Origin of the sequence: Salibacterium aidingense DSM 18341 (assembly GCF_000429685.1) — a bacterium.
Taxonomy (GTDB): Bacteria; Bacillota; Bacilli; order Bacillales; family Marinococcaceae; genus Salibacterium; species Salibacterium aidingense.
Genome location: NZ_AUCI01000035.1, coordinates 1 through 17,219, shown reverse-complemented (window position 1 = coordinate 17,219; position 17,219 = coordinate 1). Strand labels below are relative to the sequence as shown.

The window sequence follows — 17,219 nt, the reverse complement described above, 5'->3', positions numbered from 1 at the left end:
TCCTTTTTTGTTACAATAATCATCGAAGTGAACGTGAATAAAAATGTGAAATGGGGGTGTAATGTTGCAAACGATAAGCGAATTAAAGCGCGAACTTGATAAAAAAAGGCCGCTTCCAGCTGAAACGGTTCAGAATTTACGGGAAGATTTTTTTGATCAAATCAGCAAAATAAAAGAAATATTTCTCAAATTTTCATGTTATTATTTAATCAAGAAATGAAACCAAATCTTTAAAGGAGATTTATGTGATGACAGATTCATCAAATAATAAAAGAATGGATTCAGCTTCAAAAATTATAAATGCCTCACAACAAACAATCTATAATGCATTTATAAACCCAGAGGCTTTAGTTTCATGGCTTCCGCCAAAGGGGATGGAAGGCCATATACACGAATTCGACGCACGAAATGGCGGTGTTTATCGGATGTCGTTAACCTATCTCGATCCAAATCACATCACAAAAGGTAAGACATCAGAACGCGCAGATGTAGTTGAAGGCAGGTTTTTGGAATTCATCCCTAATAAGCAGATTGTACAACTAGTTAAATTCGAGACTGATGATTCCGCTTATGCTGGTGAGATGATCATGACGTGGACTTTAACAGCTGAGGCAATAGGAACCAAAGTTTCCATTGTCTGCGAGAATGTACCCGAAGGAATAAGGAAAGAAGATCACGATGCTGGTTTAAAGTCCACCCTGGAAAATCTTGCATTATATACCGAATAAAAATATACTTGTAGACGAATTGTTGAACATAATCCGTCTAACGAATATCTAATTTGGATTTTAAATAACTATTATGGTTTCGTAAAAATTACTACAGTGATTACAAGGACTATAAAACACAAAGGCTGGAATAATACATACAGTTTTTATGTAAGCTTCGTTTTTTCCATTTGAGCCGAATTCTACGGATCCGCGATGTCTTGAAAGTCCTGCTGGGCCTGTTGGAACGACTGGAGAATTTTGTCTTTGCTCATAAGTACCAAACGCAGGGGTCTCTCCTGATCATCGACTACCTCTGATGCAAACGATTCAAATGCGCGGCGCAGCTGGTGAATCTTTTCTACCTTTGTGTTATCTGCGGCCTGTTCTATTAAGAGATCTGCTTTCAATCGAATTTCCACCAATCCATCATAGACCTGATTTTGTTGCGGAGTCATCCACACTGTTTGTTGTTCTGGTGTCCAGTGCCAGGCAACAGCGATATCGCCGTCAGTAGTGTCTAATGAAAGGATAACACTTGCAGCCCATTCACTCCAATGTTCTAATTCTTCGCGGGCGTTATTCATCGACGTTTCCCTGACGTCATTATGTTTTATTTCCTCTTCTAGGGTATTCAGTTCCTCGATAACCTCTTCTGTGTTGTTATTTTTCCCTAAGACACTCGTAATGGTTAAACGATTTTGCTCCTGAGCCTGTTGTTTTAATGAATACTCGTTGAGCTGAACATGCTGATAAATATTATAGCTGACTGAAAGCAGAAGGAAAAAAATCAGAACAGTATAAGTGATTTTTCTGTTCATCATAATTTAAATCTTAGCCGTTCCTTATACACCCAAAAACGATACTTAAGCAGGCACCAGGAAAGCTTGAAGCCAGATGACCAAGCTGCCAATACCAATGATGATCATGACCATTTCAATCAGGGTTGCCTTATAATTAGAAGGATTGTCGGTATATTTCCATTCCACATAAGCTTGAAACCCCGCTTGGATAACAATAAATATTCCTATGACAACAGGAAGGATAAGCGGCTGATATGTAAAAAAGATATAACAGATCAAAAGGGCGGGAACAGGGCAAAAGCGCAGGATCCAGTCCCATTTTTTGTGAAAATCGTTAATATGGTTATAGGAAAACCACTTCTTTTTATCCGCCTGCATCCACCGGCGGGTGAAAAACGGAACGAGAGTGAAAAAACATAGAAATCCCCCCATGACCAGGGAAAATTCCAGCCAAAACCCTTCAGGCAACGACTCATACCGGATAATGAACACCTCCCTCTACAGCGATGCCGGTGCTTCTGGCAGAATATTAGCGAAAATCAGATAGAGAACCACACCGGCGGGCATAATAAGAAGAAACAAAATCCGCACAGGAAGTGCCGGTATATCAAAAAATTCTGATATGCCTCCGCAGACCCCGACGATCGAACGGTTGTGCTGCGAACGTCGTAATCCTTTAAAGAGCTCCTTCCTCTTCATCGTTCTACTCCTTTTTTACCTATAATTTTATGTTACTGGGAAAATATGATAGATTTATCATATCATAACCATTAATCCTTGGAAATATGATCCCATGAAATGCATGCGTTAAGTTTTTCTCGGGGTTTGGGAGACTGCTATTTCCTTTTATTTACATGTCAGCATCTCGAATCTCCTATAAAATCGTTGCTTGCATAGCTGGAATAAATGCTGCAGGAGGAATAGGATGAAATGGTATCGTTTTTTATTCGTGGTCATCGTTGTCATTGGGGTGTTCTGGGTGTTTTTTGGCGACACGGAGTGGGCGGGTCTTGTGGTGGTGTTTCTTGTTACCGGCGATAGGATTTGGGAGGGCATTCAGGGGATTAGAAAAAATGAAAAACCTGTTCGGGCACGGATAACGGTTGGCGTGTCTTCCGTGCTGTGTTTAGTGAGCGCAGTCCTTCTTATCCACTTTTTTGTCCAAGACATTTAGGGCTCCTCCCGTGATTGAAACTGTCCCATACATAAGAATATTAGACATATTTCCCGGCGCTCCTTTAAGAAATGTCCACTACTTAAAAATAAGAGACACTACCCTGAGATTCAAGGATATTTTTGTCTAATATATTCGAGAACTAGACATGGTACGCCTGGGTTTGTCCGATAAAACAAACGTCCAATCCTGAATTGACGTTTGTTTTAATTTATTATATACTACATTACATGACTAATGCACTGACTTAGAAAGTAGGGGAGTCTGTGATTTTCCCAGCTGATGAAACGAAGCCGATTTATATACAGATTGCAGAGTGGATCGAGGCGGAGATTCTGAAAGGGCATCTGCTTCCGGGTGAACGGGTGTATTCGCAGTATAAACTGGCGGATAGGTTTACGATTAATCCGGCGACGGCGGCGAAGGGACTGACGAAGCTGGCAGAAGAAGGGGTGCTGTACGATAAGCGCGGCATGGGCAAGTTTGTGGCCGAACATGCACGCGAGATGGTCATTCATAAGCGGAAAACGCATACGCTGAAAAAAATGGTGACGGATCTCGTCCAGGAAGCTGAACGTCTGGAACTGTCGGAGGCGGAGCTGTTTCATCTTATAGAGGACGAAATAAAAGGGAGGGGGAATGGCGAATGAACGTGGTGAAGGCGCAAAGCCTCACGAAAACATACGGAGGAAAAACAGCATTGCAGGGGTTGTCGTTTTCGATGGAGGATCATACCATCACAGGATTAATTGGAAGAAACGGAGCCGGAAAAACGACGCTGCTGAAAACCATCGCCGGATTTATCCGCCCCGAGTCTGGAGACATCACCGTGTTTTCAGAAAAACCATTCAACAATCTGAAAGTCTCGGCTAATACGATTTTTATTGAGGATTATATGAACTGGCCGACATCCCTGCAGCTAGGGGAACTGCTTCAGGAAGGAAAGCGTTTCTATGAAAATTGGAATGAAACCCTGCCGGAACGGTTGTTTGATTATTTTAATTTGGATCACAAAGCGTTACATAAGAACCTCTCCAAAGGGAAAAAAAGCACGTTTAACATGATTTTTGGGCTGGCGGCGCGTTGTCCGCTCACGCTTCTCGATGAACCGATGACAGGAATGGATGCAGCGGTTCGTAAAGATATGTACAGGGTCCTTTTGAAAGAATATATCGCATATCCGCGCACGATCCTATTATCCAGCCACCATCTGGAGGAAGTCGAGGAACTGCTCGAAGATGTCCTGCTGCTCGATGAAGGGCATTTGCAGCTTCATCTTTCCATGGAAGAACTCCGCGAAAAAGTGATCGGATTGACCGGAAGCAGAGGCGTGCTGGAGCTGTGGGTGCAGCGACACCGGATTCTTCATACCTCCTTCGCCGGAGAAAAAGAAGAATACGTGGTCGTGGAGAACGGTTTTTCCGAAGAAGAACGCGAGCAAATGAAACGGGCAGGCATTGCCATTTCTGACATCTCTCCGACAAATGCCGCAGTTTATTTGACGGCGAAAGAAGAAAGGAGCATTGATGATGTCCTTGAACAAAGGTAGCAGCGTAACCATTATCGGCCGGCTTTTTCGATATAAATGCAAAGCTTACGTGGAAATGCTCAGTTCGTTGCTGCTGCTACAGTTGTTTGCCGTTTTACTATCAGTCACCATTATGACTTCCTCTACATCGACTAGTTTTCAGGATGGATTACACCTCACTATGGAGAACTACTCCGCGGATATGGTGATCGTTTTTACAATGATTTGGGGGATGTTCAGCGCAATCAATTTGACCACGAGGGCGTACCGGGAAGATGATTTTTTATTTGTCACGAACCGTTTTACCAGTCATGTTTCCACCATTTTATTTTTAGCCGCCATTAGTACGGTAGGTGGTATCACTGCCGCATTTTCTTCTTTTTTAGTCCGAGTGCTTGCTTACTATTTGAATGATCCGACAGTCTTGATCGGGACGAATATGGAGGTCGGAGCAGTTCTTTTTATAATTGGGACGGCCTCAACGGTTTTCTATGTCCTGATGTTCACGGCGGCAGGGTATCTTGCCGGAATTATCATTCAGTGGCACCAGCTGTTTAAACTGCTTCTGCCCGCGATTATCCTCGGTGGCCTGATGCTTCAGGGAGAAAATAATACTGCTGCCTGGCTGCATGACTTTTTCTATCTTGAATCATCGTTTCCCATTTTTGCAGGGAAAATGCTGGGAGCGCTTCTGCTGTTGTTTGGGGCAGCTCTCTTACTCGCAAATCGATTGGAAGTGAAACAAGGATGACGAGTGTACTTTTGATTGTGCTGCTGTTGTTCGTTATTTTTTCCTTTTTCGGCGGGAAACGAATGTTTGCTGAAAAATGGGTTATCGGACGAAAAATTTTCTGGCTGTTCGGTGCCTACGGTTTTGTACTACTCGTTTCCACTGTCCATTATACATTCTTTCTACCGGATGCCATTTCTTCGGAACAGCAGATCACTTCCGAAGAGGTGCAGACCGCTTATTCAGAGCTGCAGAGGCAGGCTGAGACCGGTAACTTCGAAGAAATGGAAGAAGATTACCGCAGAAATGATTGGACGATGGAACCTGCGGCAGATAAGTTGTATATTGAAAATCACAGGAATGATCTATCGGTCTATTATCTGCAGGGAGATTATTCGGAGGTGGAAGCAGCCTATTACCAATCGCCTTCTGCTGTGAATGGCTCGGCGGTGACGTCAGGGTATCAGCCAACCATTGAGCTGAACAATAATATTCTCTCAATAGAAGAAGACGCCCAACTCATGGAAGATAAAAAATATGCCGGCTACAAAAAGGAATTTCCGTTTTTACAGTTCGAAAACACTGAAGAGCATCCCTCCGATGTTCAGTTAGGATTTGGCACGATTGTTTTAAAGATTCCGGAACAGATTGATATCCGTGCACAGGGAGCGAGGGCAGCAGGAATAGAAGAATAATAAAAAACAGCCGGCTCCTGGCTGGGTCCGGCTGTAAAGATATAACTGACATTTATTTTTTCTATTGATGACTTTTGCTGCTAATTTCTCCCATTGTTACGCTGAAACTCCTGCTTACGATCACATTAGCTGCTGTGGGCTGAAAAAGGGAGGCTGAGGCATCGGCTCAGCGTGACTTTTGGCAGTAGATTGCAGAAAAGTGATGGTTACAAGTTCTTTTTCTTTGCAATAGTAGTGAAAAAAGGGAGGATAAGCCACCAAACCTACCACATCCTCCTTTTACCTTTTTCATCCTGTCCCCGCGGTTACTGCACCTGAGATTGAGATTGGTTATCCTGTCCCTCCGGCGGAGAGTTGACGAGGGAAGAGACTGGATCCTGCTGGCCCTGGACGACATAGATGAGCGTGTCGAGTTTTTTCTCCATCCGGTGCAGAAGATAAAACGCAATCACGGCGGTCATGCCGTATTCGCCGGCGGCGTTCAGCCACATTTCCATGAAAGCTCCTCCTTTCTGATCGGAAAAAACGGAGGCCGGTATGCTTGGGCCGGCCTCCGTCTTTGTTTAGGCTTCGTAAACAGTGTCTACGGTACGTTCGACGATACGGGCATCCCGCTTTTCTACGATGCTGCCGCCGGAGGAGAAAAAGGCGTCTTCATTAAGAATGGCGTCCATAGCGGTTTCTACTGCCTGAGGGTCCGCCGGTTCCACCGGGGAATCAAGCGATACGGTGACATTTCGTCCTTCTTCATTGGAAAAGCGCAGTTCGATGCGTTTGCTCATGAGCACGGCCTCCTTTCTTTTTTAAAATGAAATATTATTCGGTGATGTCATATTCATTGGTGCGGGTGATGCCGTTGACCGGAAGGTCCTGCAGTACGCCGATGGCGTTGGCGATGGTTAAGAGGGAATTATCTTCGGCTTCTGGTTTTACGTTGTTAAAGTTTTTCTGCTTAAATGTGGTTTCCCCGTTTTCATCGACACCGGCCTCAAATTCCAGCGTGAGACGGGAGTTGATCATTTCAGCCATTTCCTCTCACCTCCTTTCACTATAGAAATAAGCGCCCACGGGGAAAAAGGAGGGGGAGATTATGAAATCATCAGCCGGGGTAAAAAGAAAATAACATGGGAGAAGAAGAAAAACGGCCGGGACAAGAAGTAAAAGCTCTGAGACAACGAGTAAAGGTTCCGGGATAAAAAGAAAAACAGTCTGATGAAGAGAAAACAGCGGGGCGCGATAAGCAAAAACATTCTCATCGATGAAATCGTCCCTCCATTCATGAATAAAGTGAATTGTCAAATTCTCTCAACAAGCGTATAATCTTAGATTCACGAAATAATGAAGAACGCTGGAAAACAAGGAGCTACATATCATGAGTCAGGGAGAGAGCTATAACAGGGTGTTGATCGCGGGACTGCTGATTGCCGGATCGTTTGTGGCGATTCTGAATCAGACGCTGATGATCACGGCGATCCCGCCGATCATGGAAGAAATGAATATAAGCGCGAATACAGGCCAGTGGCTGACCACGGTGTTTATGCTGATCAATGGGATCATGATTCCGGTGTCGGCCTTTTTAATCGAGAAATTTACGACGCGTCAGCTGTTTATGACGGCGATGAGTGTTTTTGCTGCGGGCACGCTGCTGGGCGGTCTAGCTACGAATTTTCCGCTTTTAATCAGCGGAAGAATCATTCAGTCGGCCGGGGCGGGGGTTATGCTGCCGCTGATGCAGACGATCTTTCTGCTGATTTTTCCGGTGGAAAAACGGGGAGCGGCGATGGGTTATATCGGCCTGGTGATTTCGTTCGCGCCGGCGATCGGGCCGACGTTATCAGGATGGGTCACGCATAATTATGACTGGCGTCTTTTGTTCTGGGGCATTTTCCCGCTGGCGCTGATCATGATCGTAGTCGCCTATCTTATTATGAAAAACGTAACCGAGCTGAAGAATCCAAAAGTCGATCCAATTTCGATTTCGCTCTCTACGCTTGGATTCGGTGGTCTTTTATATGGCTTTACCAGTGCTGGAAACAACGGCTGGGGAAGCCCGCTTACCCTGAGTATTCTTGTGCTGGGCACCTTGACGATTATTTTGTTTATCCGGCGCCAGCTCCGCCTGGCTCACCCGATGCTGGAGTTCCGGGTGTTCCGGCAGCGGATTTTCACGTATTCGACCATCATCTGCATGGTCGGCTTTGTCGGGCTGATCGGCCTGGAAACGTTAATTCCGCTGTATATGCAGAATATGCGCGGTTTTACGGCGATGGAGTCGGGACTGGTGCTGTTTCCGGGGGCTCTGCTTGCAGGGCTCATGTCTCCAATCACCGGCCGTATTTTTGACAGGATAGGTGCAAAATCATTGGCCATCCCAGGATTCATCCTTATGGCGATATCCACCTTCGGCTTTTTATTTATTGACACCACAACGTCAATGGCTTATTTGATGGTGCTCTACACGGTGCGGATGTTCGGCTTTTCGATGGTAATGATGCCGGTCAACACGGCCGGCCTGAATCAAATTCCGCCTAAGCTGATTCCACACGGTGCGGCGGTAACCAATACCACCAGGCAGCTGGCGGCTTCCATTGGAACGGCCGTCCTTGTGACAACGATGACGACGTCTGCGCAGACGGCGGATAACTGGGATGCGATTGAACACGCAGACATTTTTGGGGCCAAGGTGGCGTTTTGCCTAATCTTTTTGTTGACAGCGGCCGCCCTGCTGCTTTCCTTCAAACTCCAGAAAACATACCCGCCGACCGATGAGGAGTGGGACGCTGAGCTGAAGCGGAGAAAGAGAGCATAGTTACAGGCCGGCCTACCTGATCTTGGTTTAAATCCTTTCAAAAATGGAAAATATTTTATGTATTATCCTTTAACAAGGAAGGAGAAACCATCTTATGAGGTATGCTTCCCGTAATTTGTGGTCCGGTCTATTATTCGGTTTGGGAGTCGTCGCTTTTTTGGATGAAACTCTTTTTCATCAATTGTTAAACTGGCATCATTTCTATGACAAATCGACCACCAGTATCGGGCTTATTTCCGACGGTTTATTTCATGCTTTCAGCTGGTTCGCCACCATTGGAGGTCTGTTTATGTTTGCTGATCTCCGCCGGCGGAATGCGCTGAGGCTTAAGAGATGGTGGTCTGGCGTTCTCGTGGGAGCCGGGGCTTTTCAATTGTATGATGGTACGATCCAACATAAATTAATGAGAATACATCAGATTCGCTATGTAGACCATGTCATAATCTACGATATAATATGGAATGGCCTGGCCTTGATGGTGCTTGCAGCCGGTCTCCTCATGCTCAAACAGACGAACCGGGAGGCTTCCAATGACTCATGATCACCTGGAGCTTCTGCCGCAGGTACTGCTGGGACTTCCATTTTTGACTGCTGCGTTTATGTATATCACCGCGGTGGTATCCAATCGGTCTTCCCTGCGCTGGCCGTTTCATCGAACGGTTCTATGGCTTACCGGCTGCATTCTGGCGTTTGTTTCCACAGCCGGCCCTCTGGCCCAGCAGGCTCATTCGAATTTTATCTTTCATATGACCGGTCATTTACTCCTTGGTATGCTTGCACCCCTTTTGATGGTTCTCGCTGCTCCGATGACCCTTATTTTCAGAACTCTTCCTGTTCCATGGGCGAAGCGTCTAACCCGGTTGTTGAGATCAAGGGCAGCAGGAATGCTGACAGACCCAGCGGCAGCCACTTTTTTGAATATCGGCGGGCTTTGGGTGCTTTATACGACGGCGTTATATGGGGCCATGCATGAGAATGTGTTCCTTCACCTCATGGTCCATTTTCACGTCTATCTGGCCGGGTTTCTTTTTACAGCCTCAATGATTTATATAGACCCAATTCCGCATAGGCGCCCCTTTCTATACCGCTCCGTCGTCCTTGTCCTGGCTCTTGCAGGCCATGGCATCCTATCAAAGCATCTATTCGCAAACCCCCCAGCTGAGGTTACCGCAGCCCAGGCGAAAGCCGGCAGCATGCTCATGTATTACGGCGGGGATGTGATCGATTTGATCATTATTTTCCTTCTTTGTCTACATTGGTACAAAAACACCAGGCCAAAGCCAATGCAGAAGAAGCAGACGCGTTTTAAACCAATGCATGCCGGGAACACACCTCGGTGATGCCTTAGTTTTAATAGAAAGGGAATAGTCTAAAACATGCTCTCAAAACGAAACTCCGCAACTAAGATTCCGGTTCTCCCAATCCTATACATTATCTCAGCCTTATTTATCATCGGCGTTACTTTTTTCATATTTGCCGAACTGGCCGATGAAGTGCTGGAGGAAGAAAAATTTGCCCTGGACCGTCATGCTGCTACCTTTACTGCCTCGATCCAAAGGGATTGGCTATATCAGGTGATGGCCTGGATTACGGAATTGGGCTCGGTGGCCTGGCTTACCACGGCTTCGGTCCTGTTATGCGTTTTCATCTTTTTTGTCTACCGGAGAAAATGGTGGCGGCTCCTTTATTTTGCGGTGGCGATGATTGGTATCAGCATTTTGACCAAGTCACTGAAAGTCACGTTTGAACGGGAGCGGCCGGATCTGCTGGAGCAGTTTGATGGTACTGGTTTTAGTTTTCCAAGCGGTCATTCGACCGGCACAATGGTATTTTATGGTTTTATTATTTACTTAACAGTAAAAAGCGGCATCTCCCGAACAGGGAAATGGATCCTGAACAGCATTCTGGTTCTGCTTATTCTATTGATCGGATGCAGCAGGGTGTACCTGAGTGTCCATTATGCCACCGATGTAGCGGCTGGTCTTGCGTTGGGATTATGCTGGCTGGTCGTCTGCCTGCTGATTCTGGAATATACGTTATGGCTCCGGAAAAGGTAATAATTAATTGGATAGATTAGTTCAATCAAAAGCAAATAAAGGACCATACATATTAACACGGCTAATATGTATGGTCCTTTTATTATTTTATTCTAATGCCTCTCCGGCTTCCCCTTTGCGGATGATTTCCCGCCGGTACGGAAAATCCTCTTCGGATTCGTCAGGGAACGGAAAGTGGTTATATTCAATACAAAGGCTTCGTTCATACTCGTTAATCACGGTACACGCTTTGCCTTTATATGACACTTGCTGGCCGATGGTAAATAAAGTTTTGCCAACGTCTGTCTCGGTGGTGCTTTCTTCCTCTTCCTCACGTTCTTCTTCGTGACCCTTTTCTTCGCGCGCTTCGTCTTCATGCTCAGGCTCTAAGTCCTGGTTTTCATTTTCTTGGTTTTCAGCCATGGTCAATCACCCCCTCGTCGTAATTTCCCTATCTTTTGGGTTCAGGGCTTTTGTCCCCGGTACAGCACCTGAACTTATCTTCAAAGGTCCGGCCTCATGAGCATAAAAGCTCGTCCCCCTGTACACAACAGGTTTGCCGATTTTAACAATAACAGACTCGGGGCAGCGACGCCAACCAAAATGGCCCCGGGTCCCATCTTTGTAATGATAGGATGGAACGTCTGCCTCGCATGTCTTTTTCATACTTTCCACATAAATGAACGTATTATAACATCTTTACGAATAAAATGGAAAGGTGTACACTAATATCGAAATACGATATTGAATTTCGATATCAAAAGGAGGAAGGGATGATGAACAATAAAATACTTAGGAAATTATTTCTCGGGTTCATTCACATCCATATCCTGTTTCATGCGAAAGAAGAGGGGATCTACGGCTCCTGGATGCTGGAGGAGCTGCGGGAGCACGGGTATGATATCAGCGCTGGAACGCTTTATCCGATTCTCCACCAGATGGAAGCGGATGAACTCCTTCATAAAGAAGAAATCAACGTAGAAGGGAAAATTAGAAAATATTACAGCGCGACCCAAAAAGGGGAAGAGGTGTTGGACGAAGCCCGGGCGAAAGCGTATGAATTGTTCAGGGAAATCAAATAAGGAGGGGAATCAATATGGGGAAGAAAAATCATCTGGCGGTTTTGCTGGAAATTTTATTTACGTCAACAAAGCTCGGATTGACGTCTTTCGGGGGGCCGGTTGCTCATCTGGCTTATTTTAAGGACGAATACATTGACCGAAGGAAATGGCTGACGGACAAAACCTATGCGGACTTGATAGCTTTATGCCAATTTCTCCCCGGTCCGGCCAGCAGCCAGGTCGGAATCTCGATCGGGATGCTGCGCGGCGGTTTATGGGGAGGGCTTGTTTCCTGGCTTGGCTTCACCTTGCCGTCGGTTATTGTGCTGGTTGTCTTTGCGATGCTGTACCAGACGTTCACCCTGGAAGATGCCGCTTTTATACATAGTCTGAAAATTGTAGCTGCGGCTGTGGTGCTCCATGCTTTAATCGGCATGGGGGCAAAACTGGCACCTGACGGGGGACGGAGGGCCATGGCTGTCACAGCCGCCGTGGTCATGCTGCTGTTTCCCACCGCCTGGGTGCAGCTTCTCCTCATTGCTGCAGCGGGGGCCGGCGGGTGGACCTTTTTTAAAGATAAAGCCGCATCCAATCTTGAATCATTTTCCGTCAACCTATCGAAAAAAACAGGCCTCGTCTCCCTTGGGACCCTGCTGACTCTGCTTCTTGTACTGCCGTTAATCGCAGGGGCAACGGAGAACCCGCTCATCCGCATTTTTGATATCTTTTTCCGGGTCGGCTCCCTGGTGTTTGGCGGCGGCCACGTCGTTCTGCCGATGATCGAACGTGAAATCGTGCCCCAGGGGCTGCTGTCCGCCGACCAATTTCTTGCTGGATATGGTATGGCACAGGCCGTGCCGGGACCGCTGTTCACCTTTTCCAGTTATCTCGGCACGATGATGGAAGGCATTGCTGGTGCTGTCACCGCGACGATAGCCATTTTTCTGCCGTCGTTCCTGCTTGTGATGGCTGCTCTGCCGTTTTTAAACGAGCTACGCCGCCGCGCTTCCTTTCAAGGCGTGCTTATGGGGGTGAACGCCAGCGTCGTCGGTATTCTGCTCGCCGCGTTTTACGACCCCGTCGTGCAAAGTTCGATTTTTGACACGGCTGATTTCGCGCTTGGACTTGTTTTATTTGCCCTGTTGAATGTCTGGAAAGTGCCGGCCTGGATGATTGTCATACTCGGTGTGGCCGGTGGATATCTGCTCCAGTTTGCCGGGTTTTAGATGGAGTTTCCGCCCGCGTCAGACAAAATAATGTCCATGATCTTATTATATAAGACATTTCCCCGCTGTTTCATAAAAAAAGTGTCTATAACCAGCCTGTTATGAACAAGAGGCCGGTGATTTTTAGGAAAAATGTCTGCAAACGGGAGGTAATAGACAATCTGCCAGCAAAAATAGGCAGTAACTATTCTTCTTTCTCATTTTTTAGAATCTCGACTGTTCCCTGTTCCCCGTCGACGCGGATGATGTCTCCTGTTTGAATGGAAGTAGTTGCTTCATCAATGCCGACAACCGCTGGAATTCCGTATTCTCTGGCGACCACGGAACCGTGGGTCATCAAGCCGCCGACTTCGGTGACAAGCGCACGGGCGGATGGAAACAGTGGGGTCCAGCCGGGATCGGTATGGGGGGCCACAAGAATTTCCCCTTCGTGCAGGGCTACTTCTTCCGGACTTAGGATGACGCGTGCTTTTCCTTCGGCGGTACCGGTTGAGACCGGGCTGCCGACGAGGGCGTTTTCCGGGAAATGACCGGCGCGCGGTACGGTAACGCTTTCCCCTTCACTCGTCATTACCCGCGGCGGCTGTCGTTTTTTATTTTGCTCATGCTCTTGCCGGCGTTCGGAAATCAGGCGGGTGATATGTCTGGGATCGTGCTCTTTAACTGCACGTGTCAGTTCGTCCAGTGTGAGAAAATAGACATCTTCCGGGGTCGACAGAATGCCTTTTTGGCTCAGGCTTGCCGCTTCGGCCATGACCGCTTTTTTGCATTCATCGAGGAGCACAGTCAGCAAATATTTATGATGTTCGCGCAATCCCCCGTAATAACGGTAATTCCTAATAAAGCGTTTCATGATTTTCGTTTTGAAGCGACTGTGTCGTAATGACGTGAGAATCCGTTGTTCGGCTGCTTTGGCAGCTTTCTGCCCTTGTCTGAATTTTTCGCGGTGGGCTCCGGGCTCCACGCTCTGCTTATGGCCTACAATGGCGGAAACAAGCTGTGTAGGGGCTTCCCGCCAGCGCGGCCGGGTCATATCTATTTCCCCGGGGCATCGGGTGCCGTATCTACGAAGGAAGTGTTCAAATTCATTTTTAAACGTTTCTCCGCCTTCTATGTTGGCTAAGCCTTCGAAAAATGTTTCATTCTCTGCTGCTTTTAAATAAACTTCCACTTCAGGAAGGCCGCGTAACGTATCGGCCAGGTCCCCAATCGCAAGTCCCATTTCGCTCGTGATATTGCCGGGGAGCGACTTATTCAGCTCCTGTATTTCTTTCTCCGCTCCGGTCCAGCGGCGCAGCAGCTTCTTTAAAATGGCCGAGGAGATAAAAAAAGAGGCAACATAGTGAAAAATGGAAGGAAATACGATGTCATTGAAAAAATGCTTCAGGCTGGAGCGGGCCAGCTCCAATCGCCGGGTCCCGTCCGCCTGCTGTAATTCTTCCCGGATTCCGGCTGCCTTTATATCAATAAAGGTATTCACCTCTGCTGCTACGGTCTGCGGTTCCCGCCGGAACAATGTGCCCCAGACCTGGCGGAGAAGCGGCTGACCACGGGTGAGCAAAAAGCGTAGGGGGAGACGCCGGGAAGGATGCCAGGAAAAGGCCGGTCGGTTCATAACTTCCTCCATGGCCCGGGCTGCGGCATCATCCATATTCTTCATCATACGCAAAAACACGTTCTGTCCTATTTTATGGCACAATACACCCGTAAAATCGATATAAAGGCGGCCGCCTGTTTCATGCACATATTTTCCCGGAAGCGGAAGAATGGTTTTCATGCCGGCCAGTCCGAGCGGTTTCATCGCGTCGGTCATCATTTGAAAATGGCCGGCGGAATAGAATACGCGCAAAGGCTCTTCCGGCACCTTCGGCCGTGGATAAAGAGAAGTGATCGGCCGGCTCTGCACGACATACATTTCTCCGTTTTCCAGACAGAATTCAATATCCTGTGGGGCGCCGAAGCGGGCTTCGATCTGTTTTGCCAACCGCGTGGTTTCAAGAATGTTCTTATCCGGGAGGGCCTGCTGTGTCTGCTGCCCGGACGGAAGGTTTTTTGTTATAGTTCCCCCTTCCGGCAAGTTAAAAATAGCTTCCCTTTTCCTCGAAATATTTTTATGAATGATCCTGTCATGTTTCACTTTGTATAAATCAGCCGACACCATCCCGGAAACGATGGCTTCCCCGAGCCCGAAACTGGCATCAATCGAGACTACACGGCGGTTCCCGTTCGCCGGGTCTGCAGTAAAAGCAATTCCGGATATCTCCGGATGCAGCATCCGCAGGACGACGACGGATAAAAAAACCTGCCGATGATCAAAACCGTTTTTCGACCGGTAGGTGATGGCTCGGTCCGTAAACAGAGACGCCCAGCATTTGCGGATATGTTCCATCAGCTCTGCTTCACCGCGGATGTTAAGATACGTGTCCTGCTGGCCGGCAAAGGAAGCCGTCGGCAGGTCTTCTGCCGTCGCGCTGGAGCGTACAGCATAGGCATGTTCTGTACCAATCGACTGCCAGGCGCCGCGGACCGCTTTTTGTATCTCTTCCGGCACAGGAAGGGATTCAAGAAGACCGCGGAGCCGGGATCCGAGTTGACGACATTTTTCGTTATCCTGTGGCTCCAAGTCGTTTAACGCATCCAATAAAGCGTCGATCTCCCCGCTTTCAGCAAGAAATGTTTGATAGGCGGAGGTAGTTACACAAAACCCTTCCGGAACAGGAAAGCCGGCCTGGCTTAGTTCACCAAGGTTCGCCCCTTTGCCTCCTGCTTCCTTCAGGCTCGAACGGTCCATTTCATGGAAAAATAATACATATGAAGTCACGCTGCATCCCCTCTTTTCATTATCAGATATCCATCCAGCTCTCTTTTTTTATTATAATGAACAAAATGTTGATTAATAATCTTATTGTTCATTATAATGATAGAAATACAAAGAACAATAATCAGATTTTTTCTGCTTGTCGATTAGTGGACATCGAAGATTGCAGTGTTTAGTAATGGTAAAAAATAGGGGGGTTTGAGGGATGGAGAAAAAAATAGACCGCAGGAAAAAGCGGACCAAAAAGCTGCTGCGGCAGGCCATGCTTGAACTTATGAAAGAAAAAGGAGTCAAAGGGATCACGGTCAGCGATCTAACGGCGAGGGCGGACATCAACCGAGGCACTTTTTATCTGCACTACCGGGATGCCGAGGATCTCCTGGAACAGGAGCAGGATGCGTTTTTTGAGCAGCTTCGGGAAAAAGTGTCATTGGTGGACATACAGGAACTTATGAAAACAGGCAGCGAGCCCTACACGAAAATGGTTTCGGTGGTGGAGTTAATGAAGGAACATGCTGACTTTTTAAGGGTCTTGTTTGGCCCAAAAGGAGACCCGTCGTTCACCGTGAAATGGAAACAGTTTATGACACGGGAACTGTCAAAAAAACTCGACACTTTACCGGTAAAGGAAGAAAAGCTGCCAGTCCCGCCTGAATATTTGATAACGTTTATCATTTCGGCCCAGCTCGGTGTCATCCAGCACTGGCTTGAATCCGGGATGGAACAACCCCCCGAAGCTATCGTATCCTTTATCTCCCACATGGCCGCTGCTGGACCGCTTGGCACCTTACAGGAAAAGGGGGATTTTTTGTAAAACATACAGGAACCAAAAGAAACGGCATCGAAAGAAGACACTGAAACTATTTTCTAACAGGAGAGGAGTGAAACATGAATGAATAAGGTGGAAGAAATTAGAGAAGGATGGCTGCGTCACAGATTAGTTCTTCAAGACCTGTTGGAACTCGTCGACGATGAACAAATGAATTTCAAACCATGGGAGAATGCCTTCGCTCTGGGAGATTTAGCTGTTCACACAGCCACATCAATGCACATGTTTGCCAAAATGATAGAAAAAGGTGCCTTTGTCATGCCGGACACAGCACCGGCCGTCGAAACGATGGGAGAAGTAGTTGACATCGTAAAACAATATACAGAGAAAACCGATCAACTGCTTCAAACGTTGACGGAAAAGCAGCTACAGCAGGAAATAGAGATGAATGGATTTGTTGCCTCGGGAGATGTCTGGCTGTCTAACGCGAAAGACCACGAAATCCATCATAAAGGACAATTTAAATTTAGAATAAAAAGTGGACACCTTCTTAATGGACATGGCATGATAAAACCAACAAGGAGGGTTCCCCCATGGGTGAACAGCGTCAACAGTACAGCGAAGCTTTTAAAAAGGACACGGTCCGTTATGTCCAGCAGCACAAACAACAGAAAAACATCACCGACATTGCCGAGGACTTACAGATTCCTCGAAGCGCGTTGTATGAATGGATGAAGCAATACCGCGAATTTGACGACGAACCGGTTGTCGACCACCAACACGTCAAAGACCTGAAACGTCAGTTGAAAGCCAAAGAAAAGGAACTGGCGGATAAAGAAGAAGAATTGGCGATTTTAAAAAAG

22 protein-coding genes and 1 pseudogene are annotated in these 17,219 nt (G+C 47.0%); 15 read left to right on the top strand and 8 right to left on the bottom strand.

Features of this window, described 5'->3' with window-relative positions; genetic code table 11:
• Positions 1-248: 248 nt before the first annotated feature.
• Entirely contained in the window at positions 249-728 is a 480-nt protein-coding gene (locus G475_RS0120710) for an SRPBCC family protein (RefSeq protein WP_026702894.1), read from the top strand.
• A gap of 182 nt (positions 729-910) precedes the next feature.
• Here the strand turns inward: G475_RS0120710 and G475_RS0120705 are convergent, their stop codons facing one another.
• Genes G475_RS0120705 through G475_RS0120695 form a run of 3 tightly spaced genes read right to left on the bottom strand, consistent with a single transcriptional unit; the run spans position 911 to position 2,209 of the window.
• A complete protein-coding gene (locus tag G475_RS0120705) occupies positions 911-1,531 on the bottom strand; it encodes a hypothetical protein (protein WP_026702893.1) in 621 nt (206 codons plus the stop codon).
• Positions 1,532-1,573: 42 nt separating this feature from the next.
• Positions 1,574-1,978 carry a DUF4181 domain-containing protein gene (locus G475_RS25880; RefSeq protein WP_051302800.1) on the bottom strand — a complete coding sequence of 135 codons (405 nt, stop codon included), beginning with the start codon at positions 1,976-1,978 and terminating at the stop codon, positions 1,574-1,576.
• 30 nt (positions 1,979-2,008) lie between these two features.
• The gene (locus G475_RS0120695) at positions 2,009-2,209 is read right to left on the bottom strand and encodes a PspC domain-containing protein (RefSeq protein WP_026702892.1); all 201 of its coding nucleotides are present in this window, start codon (positions 2,207-2,209) and stop codon (positions 2,009-2,011) included.
• 226 nt (positions 2,210-2,435) lie between these two features.
• Here G475_RS0120695 and G475_RS0120690 point away from each other — a divergent pair, with 226 nt between their 5' ends.
• From G475_RS0120690 to G475_RS0120670, 5 genes are all read left to right on the top strand, one after another.
• Positions 2,436-2,684, top strand: coding sequence for a hypothetical protein (locus G475_RS0120690; RefSeq protein ID WP_026702891.1), 249 nt, complete (start codon positions 2,436-2,438; stop codon positions 2,682-2,684).
• Positions 2,685-2,950: 266 nt separating this feature from the next.
• The gene (locus G475_RS0120685) at positions 2,951-3,334 is read left to right on the top strand and encodes a GntR family transcriptional regulator (RefSeq protein ID WP_026702890.1); all 384 of its coding nucleotides are present in this window, start codon (positions 2,951-2,953) and stop codon (positions 3,332-3,334) included.
• A complete protein-coding gene (locus tag G475_RS0120680) occupies positions 3,331-4,233 on the top strand; it encodes an ATP-binding cassette domain-containing protein (RefSeq protein WP_026702889.1) in 903 nt (300 codons plus the stop codon). Before G475_RS0120685 ends, G475_RS0120680 begins: the two co-directional genes overlap by 4 nt.
• Complete coding sequence (locus G475_RS0120675) at positions 4,214-4,963, top strand: hypothetical protein (RefSeq protein WP_026702888.1); 750 nt, start codon at positions 4,214-4,216, stop codon at positions 4,961-4,963. Before G475_RS0120680 ends, G475_RS0120675 begins: the two co-directional genes overlap by 20 nt.
• Positions 4,960-5,637, top strand: coding sequence for a hypothetical protein (locus G475_RS0120670; RefSeq protein WP_026702887.1), 678 nt, complete (start codon positions 4,960-4,962; stop codon positions 5,635-5,637). Before G475_RS0120675 ends, G475_RS0120670 begins: the two co-directional genes overlap by 4 nt.
• A gap of 305 nt (positions 5,638-5,942) precedes the next feature.
• Here the strand turns inward: G475_RS0120670 and G475_RS25875 are convergent, their stop codons facing one another.
• From G475_RS25875 to G475_RS0120650, 3 genes are all read right to left on the bottom strand, one after another.
• Positions 5,943-6,134, bottom strand: a complete 192-nt coding sequence (locus G475_RS25875) for a YvrJ family protein (RefSeq protein WP_035712237.1) — start codon at positions 6,132-6,134, stop codon at positions 5,943-5,945.
• 66 nt (positions 6,135-6,200) lie between these two features.
• Entirely contained in the window at positions 6,201-6,419 is a 219-nt protein-coding gene (locus G475_RS0120655) for a DUF2922 domain-containing protein (RefSeq protein WP_026702886.1), read from the bottom strand.
• Between the two features lie 34 nt (positions 6,420-6,453).
• Positions 6,454-6,666, bottom strand: a complete 213-nt coding sequence (locus G475_RS0120650; protein ID WP_026702885.1) for a DUF1659 domain-containing protein — start codon at positions 6,664-6,666, stop codon at positions 6,454-6,456.
• 343 nt (positions 6,667-7,009) lie between these two features.
• Between G475_RS0120650 and G475_RS0120645 the strand changes: the two genes are divergently transcribed.
• The 4 genes from G475_RS0120645 to G475_RS0120630 all read left to right on the top strand — a co-directional run bounded on the left by G475_RS0120645 (position 7,010) and on the right by G475_RS0120630 (position 10,503).
• Entirely contained in the window at positions 7,010-8,446 is a 1,437-nt protein-coding gene (locus G475_RS0120645; RefSeq protein ID WP_026702884.1) for an MDR family MFS transporter, read from the top strand.
• 94 nt (positions 8,447-8,540) lie between these two features.
• Positions 8,541-8,987, top strand: coding sequence for a DUF2243 domain-containing protein (locus tag G475_RS0120640; RefSeq protein ID WP_026702883.1), 447 nt, complete (start codon positions 8,541-8,543; stop codon positions 8,985-8,987).
• Positions 8,977-9,786 (top strand): cytochrome c oxidase assembly protein, encoded by an 810-nt coding sequence (locus tag G475_RS0120635; RefSeq protein WP_026702882.1) that lies wholly within the window; start codon positions 8,977-8,979, stop codon positions 9,784-9,786. The genes G475_RS0120640 and G475_RS0120635 overlap by 11 nt, the downstream gene beginning before the upstream one ends.
• Before the next feature lie 36 nt (positions 9,787-9,822).
• Complete coding sequence (locus G475_RS0120630; protein ID WP_051302797.1) at positions 9,823-10,503, top strand: phosphatase PAP2 family protein; 681 nt, start codon at positions 9,823-9,825, stop codon at positions 10,501-10,503.
• A gap of 87 nt (positions 10,504-10,590) precedes the next feature.
• On the opposite strand, the gene G475_RS0120625 is transcribed toward G475_RS0120630, so the two are convergent.
• Positions 10,591-10,905, bottom strand: a complete 315-nt coding sequence (locus G475_RS0120625; RefSeq protein WP_026702880.1) for a hypothetical protein — start codon at positions 10,903-10,905, stop codon at positions 10,591-10,593.
• A gap of 353 nt (positions 10,906-11,258) precedes the next feature.
• Between G475_RS0120625 and G475_RS0120620 the strand changes: the two genes are divergently transcribed.
• Both G475_RS0120620 and chrA read left to right on the top strand, forming a co-directional pair.
• Positions 11,259-11,564: a PadR family transcriptional regulator gene (locus tag G475_RS0120620; protein ID WP_026702879.1), complete on the top strand. Its 306-nt coding sequence runs from the start codon at positions 11,259-11,261 to the stop codon at positions 11,562-11,564.
• A 14-nt stretch (positions 11,565-11,578) separates the two neighbouring features.
• Complete coding sequence (gene chrA, locus G475_RS0120615; protein WP_035712234.1) at positions 11,579-12,769, top strand: chromate efflux transporter; 1,191 nt, start codon at positions 11,579-11,581, stop codon at positions 12,767-12,769.
• A 184-nt stretch (positions 12,770-12,953) separates the two neighbouring features.
• On the opposite strand, the gene G475_RS0120610 is transcribed toward chrA, so the two are convergent.
• Complete coding sequence (locus G475_RS0120610; protein ID WP_026702877.1) at positions 12,954-15,590, bottom strand: phosphoenolpyruvate synthase; 2,637 nt, start codon at positions 15,588-15,590, stop codon at positions 12,954-12,956.
• A 202-nt stretch (positions 15,591-15,792) separates the two neighbouring features.
• Between G475_RS0120610 and G475_RS0120605 the strand changes: the two genes are divergently transcribed.
• The 3 genes and pseudogenes from G475_RS0120605 to G475_RS0120595 all read left to right on the top strand — a co-directional run.
• Entirely contained in the window at positions 15,793-16,401 is a 609-nt protein-coding gene (locus G475_RS0120605; RefSeq protein ID WP_026702876.1) for a TetR/AcrR family transcriptional regulator, read from the top strand.
• 78 nt (positions 16,402-16,479) lie between these two features.
• Positions 16,480-16,866: pseudogene (locus G475_RS27830) on the top strand (DinB family protein); the annotation flags it as partial.
• 83 nt (positions 16,867-16,949) lie between these two features.
• The coding region (locus G475_RS0120595; RefSeq protein ID WP_026702875.1) for a transposase at positions 16,950-17,219 on the top strand (270 nt) is incomplete at its 3' end.